We start from the raw sequence: 18,990 nt of genomic DNA, 5'->3' as shown, positions 1-18,990 counted from the left end.
TAAAAAGAAATCCCATACCAAACCGAAGCGGACTAGGAAGTCGCGGTAAGGGTATGAAGGAGCAGAGAAATTGTTGTTGGTATTTATAAGTTCGTTAAGGTGTTCCAGCTTAAAAAAGATCCTGGTTTGCTTGACCTTGGCATTAAAGAAAAAATCTACCACCGGGAAATCCCCAAGTTTCTGCTCATTTTGCACATAGAATTCGGCTAAAACCGGATCGTAGCCATTCATATTATAAGAGGTGAAATATTTAAGCGTGAAACCGGTTTGCAAATAAAGTGCTCTTTGAAACCAATGGTCTTTATAAAAAAAGGAATTCCTTGTAACAAAAGACGGAAGATTAAGTACATCTTTACCTTCGGACACATTTTGATACATTATTGTATTAGCAAGAGAAAATTTGCCAAAGTCAAATTGCTTTTTAACCTTTAATTTTAGATAACTCACATTACTCCCCGACTGAGACGGCTTAACCCCGTTATCTTCACCCTTAGCGAAATAGGCATAGTTACCTATTCGAGCAATCTCCCCGGTAATATTTGCAATATTCTTAGATTGTAATTTGAAACTCAAATTTTGGGAGTTCTGATTATCGAAATCAGTTTGCCAGTTATAATTACGGTAATCGCTTTGGTTTAAAAGGAAATTATAATTTGGCTTTCTTTCGTTGGTATTGATTTCAACTTTTAGTGCATTATTTTCATTTATATTATACCCCAAACCTGCTGTAAAATAATACCCGGTAAAATCTCCCACAAGATTCGCCATAGCATCCCCATAAATTTCGAATCCGCTAAAAGTATTGGAATATTCAGCACCAAAAGAATAGTTTTCACCTTTTAAACGGTTTCCTATGGTTTGGTCTTCAAGAATAACTACAGAATTGTAACCATAATTATAATAACTTACTCCAGCTTTTACTGCCAACTGTCCTAAAAGGTTGTTTTGATATCTCAGTTTAACTAAATTATCTATGTGACGTAGCTTAACTTCATCTCGAAGATTGCTTGCCCTATAAGAGTCTCCAAATAATGCCGATGCAGCATCCTGCCGATAGATAAACTTTTTATCACTAAAATCGAGAACGTGCTCAAGTTCAATCTGGTTATTTTTTGCCTTTAAAAAGTAGAATTGATGATTAAGATAAAATCTTTTGCCAAACAGAACATTCTCTGCATTTTCAAACTGCATTTCCAGTAAAGAACGATCATCAAATTCTGATTCTTTTGATAAATATTGTGCTAAAGCCTGGTCGTTCAAACCTCCACTCTCCCTATTTAATAGATCTTGAGAAACGAAATGGGATCTCACATAATACTTTCCGTTAGGAGTTCGGTAATTGATTCCGAACCTAAAATTCCCCGTACTTACCAAAGAATTTTGATAATTGCCCAGAGACCTAAGGCCTTTGTAAGCGATCATAAAATTAAGACGCTCTGAAGTATTTACAGTAAATAAAGCGTCCAAGTTCTGACCTTGCTCCGGAACCGTTTTGAAAAATAGCTCTGTTAGCGGAGTAGGAACTTCATAATAATAAATATCCTCGACTTCCATAAAGTTATAATGCCTTGCTCTAGCTCCAAACTGAGGCAGTAAATTTTCATCTTTGGAATTGTGAGATAAAGAATTGTAAGTTTGGCCCACATTGGCAAACGGAAGTAATTCAAAATTATCTTTACGCAGATAATTAAACTTATAATCTTTTTGGATAGTGAGTGTGGTATCGAGAAAAGTAGTATCATTCATGATACTTATAATTTTGTAAGCTGTGATAGGGGGCTTTTGAAGAGAGTCTTGCTGCTGTGGCCTGCCCAAAGTGGATAAATCTTTTTCTAGATCCTGACTATAACTTAAAGACCCTGTAAATAAAAAAAAAAGTAGAATTGCTAATTGCTTCATATGTAAGATAAGAATACTACAAAAGTAAAATAATAAAGCGAACACACAGCATTCCTATAAAAACAAAAAACCACCCATAAAGGGTGGTTTTTTTTATATTAATTAATAACCTTAGTAACCAAAATTCTGAACAAGGTTAGCATTTGCATCATCCTCTGCAAGAGGAATTGGCAATGCATAATTAAAACTTCCATAAGTAGGACCTTCATGGAATTGTAAAGCAACATCTACAAATGGAATATCCATTTTAGTTCTCGCCAAGTCATGAAATCTGAAACCTTCAAATGCCAATTCCTTTCTTCTTTCTAAAAGAATGTTCGCTTTAGTAGCCTCGGTGTAAGCACTAGCACCTCTATTAGAAGGTATCATATTAAGATAAGTAAGTGCTTCCGCAGGACTAGCTGTTTCCAATAAAGCTTCAGCATAAATTAACACAACCTCTTCATATCGCACCACAGAAATATTATCCTTATAAGGAGCATAAGAAGGATATTTACCCACATTTCTTAAAGCTCCATTAGGATGCAAACCAATCACGGTTGTTGGATCTTCATCATCAGCCGGATTAAAATCAGAAACCCCACGAACATCACCTTCTTCATAGATAGCAGCTAAATTAGGCAATGCAATAACATCACCATAGCTACCTTGCTGGTAAATATTTGCAAGACCATTAATTCCTTCATTATCAGTTTCAGAAGCAGCTATTTCAAATACTGAATTAGACGCACCATCTATTACAAAAGAGTTTAAGAAAGCACTTTCTGAAATTACTGAAAAATTATCAGATAAAACTACTTCTTCAGCAGCATCTAAAGACCTTTGCCAATCACCGAAGTAATTTGCTATTCTTGCTTCTATAGCACTTGCCGCGTAGGTATTGATGTATTCAACATTCCCTACCCTATCATCCATCAAACCTTTAGCAGCTGTTAAATCTGCATAAGCCATATCTCTAACTTCTTGCACAGTGTTACGTGCAGGAAATAAGCTATTTTCATCTCTAAAAGCAGTAACATATGGCACTCCTAAAGACGAAAGACCACCGCCATTAACGTTCTGTTGTCCATAAAAAGTTAGAAGATCAAAATGAGCTAAAGCTCTAATAACATAAGCTTGACCTTTTATCTGATTAATTTCCGCTTCATCTCCAGTAATATCTTCAGCATTGATAACGATATTAGCAGACCCAATAACCGTATACAGTCTTGCCCATAAAGTTTCAGCAATTGCAGAAGTTGGCAATAAATCCATTCTCGCTTCGGCTACGAAACGATTTGAATTAGCATTAGAGGAAGTATTATCTGAAAACACTTCTCCTAAAATGATCTTGTCTCTTCCATAATAGTCGGTTAGAGACATTCTGTTATAAGCTCCGTTGATTACAGCTTGAAGATCATTAATCGTGTTTACACTAATAACGATATCTTTAGATTGCTGTAAAGTTGGATCTAAACTATCTTCAGAGCAAGAGGATAAAACCCCAAGACCTAAAGCAATTGTAAATAAATATTTAAAGCTCTTTTTCATTTTTCTTAAAATTTAATGTTAACTCCTAAAGTGTATGATTCAACAGGAGGCGTAGTTAATGCAGTGTATCCATTCGCTCTAACTTCGGGATCCAATAATAAACCATCATCTTTTACCCATGTAGCAACATTTGTACCCCGTAATGTAAGCGTTAAACCATCAATTCCAACAGATTCAACAAACTTAGAAGGTATAGAATATCCAATTGCAACATTTTTCAATCTAATATAATCTCCATCATATAAATGACGTGACGAAGTTGCATGGAAGTTATCATTTCTACCATAGTCTAATTTAGGTACATTTGTAATATCTCCAGGTTGTTGCCATCTATCTAATAGCTCACTTACACCATTATAAGAATTCAAAGTGAAAGAGTTAGTTCTTAAATAAAATTGTGCGTATTGCTCATAGATTTTGTGTCCACCTGCAAAAGATGCATTTCCTTCAGCGAAGAACCCTTTGTAATTTAATCTCATTCCTAAACCACCAGAATATGTTGGTAAAGCACTAGCGCCTTGATCAACTCTAGCTGCGGCATTATAGTTTGAAGTTACTTCACCATCTACACCATTAAGATACCAAGTAGGAGATCCAGTTTCAGAATCTACCCCTGCCCAAGTTCTCATGAACCAAGAACGCAATGGTAAACCAGTTCTAGTTGTTTTATAACTACTACCTGCTTCAGTATCTAATTCACTTCCATTTGCTCCAAGAGCTAGTTCAGTAACTTCGTTATCTACAGTTGCATAGTTAGCAGAAATATTCCAAGTAAAGTCTTCTGTTTTAATAACATCAAAAGCTAATTCAGCTTCAATACCTTTATTCACCATTTCCCCAACGTTTCTAGCTTGAACATCAAAACCAGTCGTTAAAGATAATGGCACGTCTAATAAAAGATCATATGTTCTACGGTTGTAGTAAGCAAAAGATCCAGAAATTCTGTTTTGAAGAATTCCGAAAGAAAGACCTACATCAAAAGATTCTCCTTTTTCCCATGTAAGATCGGCATTTCCAAACTGAGAAGGAAAACCTGCACCATTATCTGCATAGTTTGCACTATAAGTTAATAAAGGTTGGTAAGCATTAAGTCCAACACCATTGTTACCTGTAATACCAAAAGATCCTCTTAATCTAAGCGTATTGAAGATATTACCTGACATAAAATCTTCTCTATGAACATTCCAGGCTGCACCTACAGAACCAAACGTACCAAATCTATTGTTTGGTGCAAATCGAGAAGATCCTTCACGACGGATAGTTCCATCAATTACGTACTTACCAGCATAGTTATAGTTTACTAATCCTAAATAAGACACATTATACCAGTCACTAAATTGAGAATCTGCATCAAAATTAGCACTTGCAGTATTTATTTGAATTAAACCATCTACAGGAAAGTTTTCACCTGAACCATATAAATAAGAGTTTTGATTCTTTTGATATTCAAAAAGAGCGGTAATATCAAAATTATGGTCTTCTCCTAATTTGAAACCATAGTTTAAAGATGATTGGTATACTAAGTTAAAGTTCTTTTCATCACTCACTTCAATGCTACCATTAATATCATCAGCATCACCTTCATATCTATTTCTGTAAGAAGTATATTCGTTTAATTGGTAATCTATACTAATTCTATTAGAGAACGTAAGACCATCATATAATTCCCAATCCAATTTGGTATTTGAAATCGCTCTTGTTAATGCATTTCTAGTCACGTTATTCTCGTTAACATAAAAAATGTTTGGAAGAGACCCAAAAGGAAGATCGATATTATATGAACCATCATCATTTCTAATACTGTTAAAAGGATTCATCAAATATCTTGTAATGAAAGGATTTGAAAAGAAAGTTCCGTTCTCAAGAACCGGATTCTGAGTAATGTTAGAAACATTTATAGAAGTACTCAAATTTAAATTATCCCTTAAATCTCTATCAAAGCTTAATGATCCATTGATTCTCTCAAAAGCACTACCAATTACAGTAGCTTCAGTTTTGTTATAACCTAAAGATGCATAGAAGTTAGATTTATCACCACCTCCTGAAGCAGAGAAAGTATAATTCTGCGTTAAAGCATCTTCATTTCTAATTTCACCTGACCAGTTATTATCCGTAACTCCATCATAAAAATCATCCACAGAAAGAAGTTCTGAAATCCCATTTTCTGGGCCAGAAATTCCTAAATCAGCGATAGTACCATTTGGTCCGTAAGATCTGTAAAGAGCTTCATTTAATAAAGTATATCTCTCTGCTCCTTTTAACACATCTCTTTTGTTGTAAGCATCATTTTGAAAACCTACTTGGGAAGAAAATGTGAATTTTGTATCACCTGATTTCCCAGATTTGGTAGTAATAACAATTACCCCATTAGATCCACGTGCACCATAAGCTGCAGTTGCCGAAGCATCTTTTAATACTGTTAAAGTTTCGATATCCTGACTATTAATAGAAGCCAAAGGGTTTAAAGAAGAATAACTAGTACTTCCCGAAATATTATTGTTTGTAACCGGCACCCCATCTATTACATAAAGAGGATCATTATCGGCATTAATCGAACTTATACCTCTAATTCGGATATCCGCGACAGAACCCGGAGTACCTGAGGCTTGAGAGATTTGAAGTCCAGCGACTCTACCCTGTAGAGCTTGATCTACAGAAACTGTTGGAGATTCCGCCAACTCTGCACCACCTAATTGAACTGAAGACCCTGTAACTTCTTCAACTCCTTTGGTACTGTATCCCAGAACAATAACTTCGTCTAAAACAGCTGCATCTTCTTCCATTGTAACATTTATAACCGATTGCGCACCTACAGTACGCGATTGAGTTAAAAAGCCTACATAACTAAAAACAAGAACTTGGTTCTGTTCTGCTTTTATAGAATAATTACCGTCAAAATCACTCTGAGCACCAGTATTGGTACCACGAATAACCACGTTAACACCTGGAAGAGGCATCCCTTCCGCATCAGTTACCATACCAGTAACCGTCTTCTCTTGTGCAAAAGTCAATTGCACAACGAACGCTAGAAACAGCGTTAGAATTCCATTTAATCTTTTTTTCATTATTTTGTTAATTTGAATTAGCCTGCGCCAAAAATCATAATAATTTCTTAATATAACAAATTGATCATGAGATTTGAAGTGTTAAAATCTTAACACAACGCTACTTCGTAGATGCATTAATCTTAGAATGGTTGCGTAGGTTTCTTAAAATAAATCATAAATTATTTCAATGTTATTAAATTCATATTATAAAAAGGGGATAGAATGCGGGACCGATGAAGCTGGAAGAGGCTGTCTTGCAGGACCTGTAACTGCAGCCGCAGTTGTACTTCCCAAACGATTCAAAAACCCAAAGTTGAATGACTCGAAGATTGTATCGTTGTCAAATCGAACTTATTTAAAAGAAATAATTGAAAATGAAGCCCTATGTTTTGGTATAGCCCATATAGATAATATCAAAATAGATGAAATAAATATCCTAAACGCCTCTATACTCGCCATGCATGATAGCATTGAACAGTTAGTATCTATACCCGATCATATTCTGGTGGATGGAAATAGATTCAAGACCTACAAAGAAATCCCTCATCTATGTGTAATAAAAGGAGATGGAAAATACCTAAATATTGCGGCAGCATCCATCCTTGCAAAAACGTATCGCGACGCTTATATGACAAAAATTCATGAAGAGTACCCAATGTATAATTGGAAACAGAACAAAGGCTATCCCACAAAGGAACATCGCGCTGCTATTGTAGAATTTGGTATTACAAAATATCATCGAAGAAGCTTCAGGCTTTTACCAGAGCAGTTGAAACTTGACATATAACTTAGTACATTTGCGAAAACCCCTGATTTATGAAGAAGTTAGTTGCTGCTTTCATAGCCGTTGTCTGCTTAATATCTTGTCAAAATAACTCCTCTAGCAAAGAAGCCGATCTTTTATATTTTATCCCAAAAAAATCAGCTTATATAATAAAAACTACGCAAGCAACAGATTTTTATAGTGCAATAGACAGTTCTCAACTTTTAAATAAGGATATACTAATAGAAAGCGGTTTAAAAAATGGTATTAATTTTCTCCAGCCCTATCTGCAAAGCGCTAACAACCTTATTTGCTTAGTCCCAGATAAGAACAGAATAAAGAATTATCTTCTTATAACTACTAAATTGCCAGACAATATCGATCTAGACTCCATTCAAAACAAATCGGTAGAAACCTTCAAACTTAAGGGCACAACTTATAAAAAGTATAGCTTCAATAAAACTACCGTATTTACATCTTTTCACAAAAACACCTTTCTGGTGAGTAATTCTAAAAGCTTATTAGAATCTGTACTTACAAATGCTGAAGAAAGATTGAAAGAAAACCCGGCCTTGAGAATGGCATTTAAAGGAGCAGATAAAAAGAAATCATCCATTTTCATAAATCACAATTATCTAGACACTCAGTTAGACAAGATATTTCCTAATCTACAAATCCCAATATTTCATTTAGCAGATTGGAGTGTTTTAGATCTGGACATAAACAACAAGAAAATAGCAGTAAATGGTATAACAACTTCCAATTTTAATAAAGACAAACTATTAAAAGTATTTCAAAATGTGGGAGTTTATAAAAATGATCTAGCTAAGGTTACCCCAACAAGTTCAGCTGGTTTCTATTCATTTACCTATGCCAAAATCGATAATTTAGAGAAGAATCTTGCCAATTACCGCAATGACTCATTACAAATACCACCCGATCACATCTTGCGGTATAGCAAGGAAGCGGGTATAATTTACAGCGAAAAGAGCAAGGTTTTAGCGTTACAAACCACAGATCCTACCCTGGCTGCCGACGTTTTTGAAACTCCTACCATCCCTGAAAGTGAATTTCGAGGAGAAAAGATCTATAACTTACTTCCCACACAAAATTTCCTCAAGTATCTCAATCCTCTTGTAGAAGAAATGGACCTCAAATTTTACGTGTTTATTGAGAGTTTTATGGTTTTTTCAGAAGATAAAGAAGCACTTCAGGATATTATTTCAAATTTCCAGAACGGAAGCACTTTGGAAAATCAGGAATTCTACCAATCAAGTTTAGAAAATCTAACCGAAGCCTCTTCTTTAATGTTCGTTACAAAGATTTCACAGTTTAAAACTGTTCTTAAGCAGAATCTTTCAGAAGATAATATAGAAGATTTTAATAATCTTAAGCTAGATGATTTCTCTATTGCCGCACTTCAGTTTGTACAAAATGAAGGTTTCGCTCACGTTCACGGTGTCTTAGACAAATCAGAAAATTCTAACGAAAAAATTCAGGAAACCACTTCCATTAAATTAGAAGCTCCGGTATCAGGTCCGGCTTATGTAGTTCAAAATCACGAAAATAATCAGCCCGAAATTGCGGTACAGGATGAAAAAAATCAATTATATCTTTTTTCAACACAAGGAAAACTTCTTTGGAAAAAACAACTCAGCAGTCAGATCACTGGGAAGATTCATCAGGTAGATTTATTTAAGAACGGTAATTTACAATTGGCCTTTAGCACACAAAGCAGTTTGGAAATTATAGATAGAAATGGAAATACCGTAAAACCTTTTCCTATAGAATTTAAAGACGCCATTACGCAACCATTGGCAATTATGGATTACGATAATAACAGAAATTATAGGTTTGTAATAACTCAGGGCAAAAATGCGCTGATGTATGATAAAGCGGGAAAACTAGTAAAAGGTTTCGATTTCAAAAAGACAGAAAATGAAATTTCAAATCCTCCTAAACACATACGAGTAAAAAATAAAGATTACATCCTTGTTCCGGAGGTAAACGGAAAGTTACATATTTTGAGCCGACAAGGAAAGGAGCGCATTACTGTAAAAGGAAAAATAGAACTTTCAGAAAATGCATGGTATCTGTATAAAGATGACTTCATTTCAATTTCATCTACCGGAGAATTGCTACATATAGATCAACAAGGAAAGATAACGAGGGAGACAATCGCATACCCTTTAAATGTTAAGCTGGATGCCGATAAGAACAATTTGGTTTGGATGTCGGAAAACTTTTTAAATATCAATGGTGTTGAAATCACGATGGATTTCGGTCTGTACACCAGTCCTAAGCTACATGTAGTGAATGGTAAGACCTACATAGCTGTCACCGATACGCAGGCTCAGCGAGTGTATGTATTTAATAACAAGGGAAAATTACTCTCAAATTTCCCGGTATATGGAACTTCAGAAATCGATATGTCAGAATCTAAAAATGAAGGATTTGCTGTAAAAGCGGAAGATGACAGTATTTTGTATTATAGGTTTTAAATAAGAAACTATAAATTAATCTCTCATTAATCTTAAAGCCTCCTTTTTACTCTGGTTTGCCAAAGCGGTACGCTTAACAAATTCTCTTACCCAAACCGGATTCGTCTTGCTATATTCCCTTAACATCCATCCAATAGCTTTATTGATGAAAAACTCCTTTGACCCCAACAGGGACTGAATGGATTTTTCTAATATCCCTGTATCTACTTCTGTTTTATATTTTAATTGAAAGATGATTGCTGTTCTTTGCAACCAAATATTATTTGACCGCAACCATCTATCTACATAAAATTCCTTTTTTTGAGGATACTTCTTTAAGTAGGAACCCACCAATTTAACCGCGATAAAATCTACGGTATCCCACCACGATTTATGAATGATCATAAATTCGAATAACTCTATATCTGACTCCTCAAATTCTTTAACATATTTAAAAACCAGTTCTTGAGCAAAGAACTGATATTCCCGCTCAGGTTTGTCCCACAATTCCTTTGCCAGTAGCGGCACTTTCTTCTTAGGTGGCAAAAACTGTTTTACTAAAAATGGCTTTTGAATTTCTCTTCGTAAAGGAGTTTTGATTCCGAAGAACTTAAACTGATTTCGCATATAGGCCTTTTGTCCCACCGCAATATTTTCATTTGCATTATTTTGAAATTCAGCTTCTAAATGTAAAATATACCCCATCCATTACATACCCGCTAAACCTCTCCGTTTTCTGAAGCTTCTAATCTTGCTTCAAAGATGCTCGAGAAATGTTTCAATATTTTTTCTTCTACCTCTTTCATGGAAACTTCTCTTTTCCCTAATTCCACATTTAAAGAAGTCACTGCTTTTCCACGAATTCCGCAGGGAATAATATTGTCGAAATAACCTAAGTTGGCATTTACATTCAGTGCAAATCCATGCATGGTCACCCATCTACTAGCGCGCACCCCCATGGCACATATCTTTCTGGCAAAAGGAGTGCCTACATCTAACCAAACACCGGTTTCCCCTTCACTTCTTTCAGGATTGAGTCCGTATTCTTTCAAGGTAAGAATGATCACTTCTTCTAAGAACCGTAGATATTTGTGGATATCTGTAAAAAAATTATCCAGATCTAGGATGGGATACCCCACCAACTGCCCAGGGCCATGATAGGTAATATCTCCTCCTCTATTAATTTTATAATACGTTGCATTTCTTTTTTCCAACTGGACCTCATCCAACAGTAAATGCTCGATCTTCCCACTTTTCCCCATGGTATAAACATGTGGATGTTCTACCATGAGTAAATAATTTGGCGTTACTAAGGACAATTCTTCTCTTCTATTCCTGATCTTTAAATCTAAAATCGATTTAAAAAGTGATTCCTGATAATCCCAGGTCTCTTTATAATCTTTTAAACCTAAATGCTGAATTTCTACAGTTTTGTTCATTACTTCCTGTTGTTTAAGATGATGAGTGCAGCAATAACACCCGGGATCCAGCCTAAAAGCGTAAGTAGTAAAACAATTAAAATAGACCCACAACCCTTATCGTACACCGCTAAAGGAGGAAATATAACAGATAGAATAACCCGCCAAACACTCATAGTAAACTTGCTTAAATAATTTGGGTAGCAAAGATACCAATTATAATTGCTTCGAGGGTTCATTCCCCTTTACAGAAATCAAGTGAAATTGAATTGATTGGTTGCCCGATTGTCATTATATTTGCAGCTGCTTATCTTGAAGTTAAGCTTTTAAACATACATATTATCATGCAGCTATCTGAACAAGAAATTGTACGCAGGGAAAAACTTTCTGCGCTAAAAAAATTAGGCATCAATCCATATCCGGCAGATTTATTTCCGGTTACTCATACTACCGCTAAAATAAAATCTGATTTTAAGGAAGGGGAAAAAGTAGTTGTTGCGGGAAGACTTATGTCTCGCAGAATTCAAGGAAAAGCTTCTTTCGCTGAAATCCAGGATGCCAACGGAAAGTTACAAGTTTACTTTAACCGTGACGAAATATGCCCTGATGAAGATAAAAGCAAATACAATGATATTTACAAAAAATTACTTGATATAGGCGATTTTATTGGGATAGAAGGAGAGCTTTTCAACACTCAGGTTGGCGAGAAGACTATTATGGTGAAAGATTTTCATTTATTAAGCAAATCTTTACGACCGCTTCCACTTCCAAAGACCGATAAGGAAGGGAAGACTTTTGATGGTTTTACCGATCCCGAACACAGGTATCGCCAGCGTTATGCCGATCTTGTTGTAAATCCAAAGGTAAAAGAGATTTTCATTAAGCGTACCAAGCTTTTCAATGCTATGCGTAGTTTCTTTAATGAGAAAGGATATTTTGAAGTGGAAACACCTATCCTACAATCTATTCCAGGAGGAGCGGCAGCAAGACCTTTTATTACCCATCATAACGCATTAGATATTCCTTTGTATTTAAGAATTGCCAATGAATTATATTTAAAAAGACTAATCGTTGGTGGTTTTGACGGAGTGTACGAATTCTCCAAGAACTTCAGAAATGAAGGAATGGACAGAACTCATAATCCAGAATTCACCGCTATGGAGATCTATGTAGCCTATAAGGACTACAACTGGATGATGGATTTCACTGAAAGTTTATTAGAACATTGTGCACAGGCAGTAAATGGTTCTACCGAAGCAACCTTCGGAAAGCATAGTATAAACTTTAAAGCGCCCTATAAGCGTATTTCGATGACCGATGCTATTAAAGAGTATACCGGTTTCGACATTACGGGTAAATCTGAAAAAGAACTTTTTGATGCTGCTAAAGGAATGGGAATCGAAGTTGATGATACCATGGGTAAAGGAAAGCTTATCGATGAGATCTTCGGGGAGAAATGTGAAGGAAACTTTATTCAGCCAACTTTCATTACAGATTATCCGAAGGAAATGAGCCCTTTATGTAAGGAACACCGCGACAATCCTGATCTTACCGAGCGCTTTGAACTTATGGTATGCGGAAAAGAAATTGCCAACGCCTATTCAGAATTAAATGATCCAATAGAGCAACGTGCTCGTTTTGAAGATCAATTAGCGCTTTCTAAAAAAGGTGATGATGAGGCAACTGAATTTATAGATGAAGATTTCCTGAGAGCACTAGAATACGGGATGCCGCCAACTTCCGGATTGGGAATTGGAATGGACAGATTGATCATGTTCCTTACCAACAATCAATCAATTCAAGAAGTGCTGTTCTTCCCTCAAATGAAACCGGAAAAGAAAGCCGCAGTGCCTAAACCGGAAGATTTCATAAAAATTGGAATTCCTCAGGAATGGATAGATGTGGTAATGCACGAATACCATTCAGTTTCTAAATTGAAAGATAATAAGGCTACTCAAGTTCACCAAAAATTGAACGGTCTTAGAAAAAAGAATAAATTACCAATGGCTGCTCTTCAATTAGAAGATGTAGAAAAATGGTTTTAGAGTATTTCGTGGAGAGAAAATGGAGTTTTTTTGTTAAAATTTTAACTCAGCGTTAAACCATTTATGATTTTATAAGTCAAAGGACTACCTCAAGGGTGGTCCTTTTTTGGTTTTATACTATTGTAAGGATTATTTTTTGACATTATTAATTAACTAAAACCAAATTCATGACTAAACATTTCTCGTACAAGCTCCTTGTGGTAGCCTTGTCCCTGTCGATGTCCGGCTGTGCTGTTTTTCAACCCAATGCTAAAAAGAAAACTGCTGCAACGTCAGAAAAATCAGAATCGAAAGATAAGAACGGCATCAAACCCTACAACAAAGTAATAACCAAGGATGCGAAATCTGATACCGGTTTATTCACTGTTCATAAAGTAGACGATAATTATTTCTATGAAATTCCCGATAGTCTTCTTACACGAGAAATGCTTACTGTTACTCGAATTGCAAAAACTGCAAGCGGGGTAGGTTTTGGTGGAGGAAAACAAGATACACAAGTTCATCGTTGGGAAAAGAAGAATAACAATATCCTGCTAAGAGTGGTTTCTTACGAGATCTTCGCGGCAGATTCTCTGCCGGTTCACGAAGCCGTAGTTAATTCTAATTTTGAACCTATCCTTCAAAGTTTCCCTATTAAAGCTATTCACAAAGATTCTGTAAATAACTCCTATGTTATTGATGTAACAGATTTATATACTAAAGATGTTCAGGCCTTGGGTTTACCTGAAAGACCAAGAAAACAATATAAAGTTTCTAGGCTGGATGAAAACAGATCTTACATAGATACTATTAGAAGTTACCCTGAAAATGTTGAAGTAAGACACGTAAAAACTTATAGTGCAGGAGACCCACCTTCTAATGAAAGTACTGGTTCTATTTCATTTGAATTCAGTAATTCTATGATCTTGCTTCCTAAGGTACCAATGAAACGCCGTTATTTCGATCAGCGTGTGGGCTGGTTTGCAAGAGGGCAGGTAGATTATGGATTAGATGCTCAGGAAAGCAAAACCATCAAATATCTTGATCGTTGGAGGCTGGAAGTAAAAGATGAAGATCTTGAGAAGTTCAAGAATGGAGAACTGGTAGAGCCTAAAAAGCAAATTGTTTATTACATAGACAGAGCTACTCCTAAACAATGGGTTCCATTCATAAAAGCTGGTATTGAAGATTGGCAAACGGCTTTTGAAGCTGCAGGTTTCAAAAATGCTATTATTGCAAAAGATGCCCCTACTAAAGAAGAAGATCCAGATTGGAGTCCGGAAGATGTGCGCTATTCTGTAGTACGATATCTTGCTTCTCCTATTCCTAATGCAAATGGACCTCATGTTAGTGACCCTCGATCGGGAGAGATCTTAGAATCGGATATCAACTGGTATCATAATGTAATGACGTTACTTAGAAACTGGTTCTTTGTGCAGACAGCTGCTATCAACGAAGATGCAAGAGGTGTGAAATTTAAAGATGAAGTAATGGGACGGTTAATTCGTTTTGTTTCTTCACATGAAGTTGGCCATACTTTAGGATTACCTCACAACATGGGAAGTAGTGTTGCTTACCCTGTAGAGAAGTTAAGAGACCCTGAATTCACCAAGAAATTTGGAACTGCACCTTCTATTATGGATTACGCGCGTTTCAATTATGTAGCACAACCAGAAGACGGAGATGTTGCCTTGATGCCGGAAATTGGTATTTACGATAAATATGCCATTGAATGGGGGTACCGCCCTATTCCGGAAAAGTCGGCTACAGAAGAAAAATCAACTTTAGATAAATGGATATTGGCACATGCCGGAGATGCTAATTATCGCTTCGGAAGTCAGCAAAGTGGAGTGATCGATCCAAGTTCTCAAACTGAAGATCTTGGTGATGATGCTGTTCTTGCAAGTGAGTATGGAATCAAGAATTTAAAACGTATCATTCCTAACTTAATTGAATGGACTGCAGAAGATGGGAAGGAATATGATGATCTTGAAACCATGTACGAGCAGGTGCTTACCCAGTACAATCGCTATATGGGGCATGTTACAGCTAACATTGGTGGAGTTTATGAAATATACAAAACCTACGATCAAGAAGGAGCTGTATATACACATGTAGATGCTGCCCAGCAGAAAAAGGCGATGCAGTTCTTACATAATGAATTGTTTGAAACTCCCGAATGGTTAATAGATCAGGACATCTTCAATAAAATTGAATTTGATGGGAATTTAGAACGTGTTAGAAATATGCAAGAACGCACCTTAAGTAACCTACTGGATTTCGGAAGAATGGGACGTTTAATGGAAAATTCAGAGATCAATGGCAATAAAGCCTACTCGCTACTTAATATGATGACCGATGTTAGAAAGGGTATTTGGAGCGAATTGAATAGAGGTGCTAAAATAGATCTTTATAGAAGAAATCTTCAACGTGCTTATTTAGAACGTATGGAATTTTTAATGACCAATGAACAGGAAGCAATTCCGGCTCAGTATAGAAGATATGTTTCCAGAACCAACGTAAATGTTGCACAAAGTGATATCCGCCCTATAGTTAGAGGGGAATTGGTAAACCTACAACGCAGCATTCGAAATGCGATAAACCGAACAAGTGATACATTAACTAGATATCACTTACAAGATGCATTAAAGAGAATTGATCTAATCTTAGATCCAATAGCTAAAAGCTAATTTCATTTAGTTTTTTGTTTTCTGTTAGAAGCCTGCCAATTTTGGCAGGCTTTGCTTTTTATATAGAAACCTTATTAAACCTTTTCAACTTTTTAGTGTCTTAGTATCAAACCTTTAAAACCCTATAAAATGAAAAAATTAAGTCTTATTTTAATCCTGTTACTCTCCTTATCAGGATTTTCACAACAAAGAGAATTTCATAAAAGAGATAGCAATAGATCCACAATGACTTCCGAGCAAAGAGCTACCTTAATGTCTAAACAAATGGCTTTAAACTTAGAACTAAGTGCAGCGCAGCAAAAAGAAGTTAAAGAACTTATGAAGCAGGAGGCGGAGTTACGACAGGCAAGAAAAGAGGAATATATTAAAATGAAAGAAGAGGGAGCCGAAAGAACTAAAACTTCCAGATATGAAATGATGAATGCCAGACTGGATAAACAGCTAGCCTTTCAGCAAAAGATGAAGAAAGTTCTAAATGAGGAACAGTATGAGACATGGAAAAAGAGTATGCATCATCAGTTAGAAAAGAGAAGATCTTTTAGGGAAGGTAGAAGAAGGAAATAATAAGTATAGAATTCAAAAAGGGGATATGAAAAATATCCCTTTTTTGATCCTTTTATAGTAAAGCCAATTTTACAAACTGGCTCTTCTCAGTCTCAAAGCATTTGCTATTACAGAAACCGAGCTAAAACTCATGGCCAAAGCAGCAATCATAGGGGAAAGTAAAATTCCGAAGAAAGGATATAATACACCCGCTGCAATAGGAACCCCTATTGAGTTATATACTAAAGCAAAGAACAAGTTTTGTTTTATATTTCGCATTACTTTTTTACTCAAGTTTCGAGCCTTTACAACTCCTTGCAAATCTCCTTTCACTAAAGTGATCTCGGCACTCTCTATAGCTACATCAGTTCCTGTACCCATAGCAATTCCTATATCGGCTTGAGCCAAGGCAGGTGCATCGTTAATTCCATCACCGGCCATTGCAACTTTCTTCCCTTGCGCTTGCAATTCTTTTACCATAGCTTGTTTATCTTCCGGCAGCATCCCCGCTTTAAAATCGGTTAGATTGAGATCTTTTGCTACACTAGCTGCGGTATTCTTATTATCACCCGTAAGCATGATCACTTCCATTCCATCGTCCAATAAAGTCTTTATAGCTTTTTTACTAGTTTTCTTAATAGCATCAGAAATAGTGATATAACCCGCAACCTCATTATCTACAGCCAAATAGGAAACCGTCTTTCCCTGTTCCTGTTCTTGAGTAACTTTCTGTTGAAAATGAGATGGAATATTCGCTCCCACCTGTGCCATCAACTTCTCATTCCCTACAGCAACATCTGTAGATTCTATTTTTCCAATAACTCCTTTTCCTGTAACTGCATTAAAATGAGAAGCTTCTTTTAGAGTGATGGTTTTTCCTTTCGCATATGCCAAAGTTGCATCGGCTAAAGGGTGCTCACTCAGGGAGTTTATAGATGCTATATATTGTAGAACCTCATCTTCCGAAAAATCGGTGTTAGCGCTTACCACTTTTTCAACAGAAGGTTTTCCTTCAGTAATAGTACCGGTCTTGTCAATAATAAGCACATCCATCTTATTCATTAGCTCCAAAGCCTGTGCGTTTTTGATAAGCACCCCATTTTGGGCACCTTTCCCTACGCCTACCATTACCGACATAGGTGTGGCAAGTCCGAGTGCGCACGGACACGCAATAATAAGTACGGCAATTGCATTGATAAGTGCATAGACATAAGCCGGTGCCGGTCCATAAATTGCCCAGGCAATAAAAGTAATTACAGACACCAATACCACGATGGGCACAAAATAACCAGAGATCCTATCGGCTAATTTTTGAATTGGAGCTTGCGACCGACTGGCATCATTTACCATTTTAATGATTTGAGCAAGCAAGGTTTCATTCCCCACTTTTTCTGCCTTCATTGTAAAGCTCTGATTTCCGTTGATAGTTCCTGAATTCACCCTGTCATTTTCACTCTTTTCTACAGGAATGGGCTCTCCGGTTATCATAGACTCATCAATACTGCTATGCCCGTTGATAATTATTCCATCTACCGGAATTTTATCGCCAGGTTTTACTCTTAAGATATTTCCAACTTCTATCTTATCTGTAGCAATTACCTCTTCTACTCCATCAACAAGCCTAACAGCTTTATTCGGAGCTAACTTCAGCAATTCCTTAATTGCACCATTGGTCCTGCTATGAGCTCTAGCCTCCAATAACTGTCCCAATAAGACCAAAGTTAAGATCACTGTGGCTGCTTCAAAATAGATATGAACCGTACCCGAGGCTGTTTTAAATTGAGCAGGAAAAATACTTGGAAATACTATTCCTATTAAGCTGAAAATCCACGCCACTCCTGCACCTATCCCAATAAGTGTGAACATATTCAAATTCCAGCGAACAATAGATCGCCATGCGCGTTCAAAGAACATCCAGGTGGCATAGAAAACAACCGGAAGCGATAAACCAAACTGCACCCAATTCCAATATTTTTGATCCATCCACCTATACAAAGGATTATTAGGAATCATTTCTGACATAGCTATAAGGAAAATTGGCAGCGTAAAGATTACCGCAATTTTGAACTTCTGAAGTAAATTATTGTAGGCCTTACTTTCGGCTGAGGCATCTGCTTCCATCGGCACCAGGTCCATCCCGCAAATAGGACAGTCTCCGGGCTCATCTTCAATAATCTCAGGATGCATAGGGCAGGTGTATTTTGTGCCGGAAGTAGTCAAACTCATTTCTTCCAGGAGGTCCATACCACATACAGGGCAATCGCCCGGCTTATCGTAGGTCTTATCCCCTTCACAATGCATAGGACAGTAAAATGTGCCCGTTCCTGTCCCTTTATTCTTTGCAGCTTTCATTTTCTTTGCTGCAGATGCTTCTTCTCCCGGTAATACTATTTGATAATGATCACCATCATTTTTTAAGGCCTTTTGAAACTTCTCAAGTTTAACATGAGATTTCATCTCAATAGTAGCTTCAGCTTTTTCCAAATCAACATGAACAGTACTTGCTCCCTTAACCTCCTTTAAAAGATTTTCTACGTGTTGCCTGCAACCGTTACAGGTCATTCCAATAATTTTATAGGTATGTTCCATTAGTATA

General features: G+C 36.4%; 12 protein-coding genes. 5 read left to right on the top strand and 7 right to left on the bottom strand.

Features of this window, described 5'->3' with window-relative positions:
- The 3 genes from L1I30_RS04390 to L1I30_RS04380 form a co-directional block, all read right to left on the bottom strand.
- Window positions 1–1,899 (bottom strand): putative porin (locus tag L1I30_RS04390; protein ID WP_262911017.1); only part of this gene is annotated, 1,899 nt, incomplete at its 3' end.
- Window positions 1,900–2,010: 111 nt separating this feature from the next.
- Window positions 2,011–3,429, bottom strand: a complete 1,419-nt coding sequence (locus tag L1I30_RS04385; protein ID WP_236133031.1) for a RagB/SusD family nutrient uptake outer membrane protein — start codon at window positions 3,427–3,429, stop codon at window positions 2,011–2,013.
- Between the two features lie 5 nt (window positions 3,430–3,434).
- Window positions 3,435–6,494 (bottom strand): SusC/RagA family TonB-linked outer membrane protein, encoded by a 3,060-nt coding sequence (locus L1I30_RS04380; protein WP_236133030.1) that lies wholly within the window; start codon window positions 6,492–6,494, stop codon window positions 3,435–3,437.
- A gap of 169 nt (window positions 6,495–6,663) precedes the next feature.
- Here L1I30_RS04380 and rnhB point away from each other — a divergent pair, with 169 nt between their 5' ends.
- Both rnhB and L1I30_RS04370 read left to right on the top strand, forming a co-directional pair.
- Window positions 6,664–7,263 (top strand): ribonuclease HII, encoded by a 600-nt coding sequence (gene rnhB / locus L1I30_RS04375; protein WP_236133029.1) that lies wholly within the window; start codon window positions 6,664–6,666, stop codon window positions 7,261–7,263.
- 29 nt (window positions 7,264–7,292) lie between these two features.
- Window positions 7,293–9,740: a DUF3352 domain-containing protein gene (locus L1I30_RS04370; protein WP_236133028.1), complete on the top strand. Its 2,448-nt coding sequence runs from the start codon at window positions 7,293–7,295 to the stop codon at window positions 9,738–9,740.
- Between the two features lie 15 nt (window positions 9,741–9,755).
- Here L1I30_RS04370 and L1I30_RS04365 read toward each other — a convergent pair whose 3' ends face one another.
- From L1I30_RS04365 to L1I30_RS04355, 3 genes are read right to left on the bottom strand one after another with little or no spacing between them, the layout of a single operon-like run.
- Window positions 9,756–10,424 (bottom strand): DNA alkylation repair protein, encoded by a 669-nt coding sequence (locus tag L1I30_RS04365; protein ID WP_236133027.1) that lies wholly within the window; start codon window positions 10,422–10,424, stop codon window positions 9,756–9,758.
- A gap of 14 nt (window positions 10,425–10,438) precedes the next feature.
- Window positions 10,439–11,158: a lipoyl(octanoyl) transferase LipB gene (gene lipB, locus L1I30_RS04360; RefSeq protein ID WP_236133026.1), complete on the bottom strand. Its 720-nt coding sequence runs from the start codon at window positions 11,156–11,158 to the stop codon at window positions 10,439–10,441.
- Window positions 11,158–11,313 carry a YqaE/Pmp3 family membrane protein gene (locus L1I30_RS04355; RefSeq protein WP_236133025.1) on the bottom strand — a complete coding sequence of 52 codons (156 nt, stop codon included), beginning with the start codon at window positions 11,311–11,313 and terminating at the stop codon, window positions 11,158–11,160. Before L1I30_RS04355 ends, lipB begins: the two co-directional genes overlap by 1 nt.
- A gap of 168 nt (window positions 11,314–11,481) precedes the next feature.
- Between L1I30_RS04355 and lysS the strand changes: the two genes are divergently transcribed.
- From lysS to L1I30_RS04340, 3 genes are all read left to right on the top strand, one after another.
- A complete protein-coding gene (lysS, locus tag L1I30_RS04350; protein ID WP_236133024.1) occupies window positions 11,482–13,182 on the top strand; it encodes a lysine--tRNA ligase in 1,701 nt (566 codons plus the stop codon).
- Between the two features lie 167 nt (window positions 13,183–13,349).
- Entirely contained in the window at window positions 13,350–15,851 is a 2,502-nt protein-coding gene (locus tag L1I30_RS04345) for a zinc-dependent metalloprotease (RefSeq protein ID WP_236133023.1), read from the top strand.
- A gap of 129 nt (window positions 15,852–15,980) precedes the next feature.
- The gene (locus L1I30_RS04340) at window positions 15,981–16,415 is read left to right on the top strand and encodes a DUF4890 domain-containing protein (RefSeq protein WP_236133022.1); all 435 of its coding nucleotides are present in this window, start codon (window positions 15,981–15,983) and stop codon (window positions 16,413–16,415) included.
- A gap of 69 nt (window positions 16,416–16,484) precedes the next feature.
- On the opposite strand, the gene L1I30_RS04335 is transcribed toward L1I30_RS04340, so the two are convergent.
- Complete coding sequence (locus L1I30_RS04335; protein ID WP_236133021.1) at window positions 16,485–18,983, bottom strand: heavy metal translocating P-type ATPase; 2,499 nt, start codon at window positions 18,981–18,983, stop codon at window positions 16,485–16,487.
- Window positions 18,984–18,990: the final 7 nt, after the last annotated feature.

The sequence above is a fragment of the Gillisia lutea genome (assembly GCF_021568705.1).
GTDB classification, from domain to species: domain Bacteria; phylum Bacteroidota; class Bacteroidia; order Flavobacteriales; family Flavobacteriaceae; genus Gillisia; species Gillisia lutea.
The sequence above is the reverse complement of the archived record's forward strand: the minus strand, read 5'-3'. Positions and strand labels throughout refer to the sequence as shown.

Coding starts and splice junctions, on each gene's coding strand:
- L1I30_RS04385 (WP_236133031.1), bottom strand. CDS start 3,429: ATGAAAAAGAGCTTTAAATATTTATTTACAATTGCTTTAGGTCTTGGG.
- L1I30_RS04380 (WP_236133030.1), bottom strand. CDS start 6,494: ATGAAAAAAAGATTAAATGGAATTCTAACGCTGTTTCTAGCGTTCGTT.
- rnhB (WP_236133029.1), top strand. CDS start 6,664: ATGTTATTAAATTCATATTATAAAAAGGGGATAGAATGCGGGACCGAT.
- L1I30_RS04370 (WP_236133028.1), top strand. CDS start 7,293: ATGAAGAAGTTAGTTGCTGCTTTCATAGCCGTTGTCTGCTTAATATCT.
- L1I30_RS04365 (WP_236133027.1), bottom strand. CDS start 10,424: ATGGGGTATATTTTACATTTAGAAGCTGAATTTCAAAATAATGCAAAT.
- lipB (WP_236133026.1), bottom strand. CDS start 11,158: ATGAACAAAACTGTAGAAATTCAGCATTTAGGTTTAAAAGATTATAAA.
- L1I30_RS04355 (WP_236133025.1), bottom strand. CDS start 11,313: ATGAGTGTTTGGCGGGTTATTCTATCTGTTATATTTCCTCCTTTAGCG.
- lysS (WP_236133024.1), top strand. CDS start 11,482: ATGCAGCTATCTGAACAAGAAATTGTACGCAGGGAAAAACTTTCTGCG.
- L1I30_RS04345 (WP_236133023.1), top strand. CDS start 13,350: ATGACTAAACATTTCTCGTACAAGCTCCTTGTGGTAGCCTTGTCCCTG.
- L1I30_RS04340 (WP_236133022.1), top strand. CDS start 15,981: ATGAAAAAATTAAGTCTTATTTTAATCCTGTTACTCTCCTTATCAGGA.
- L1I30_RS04335 (WP_236133021.1), bottom strand. CDS start 18,983: ATGGAACATACCTATAAAATTATTGGAATGACCTGTAACGGTTGCAGG.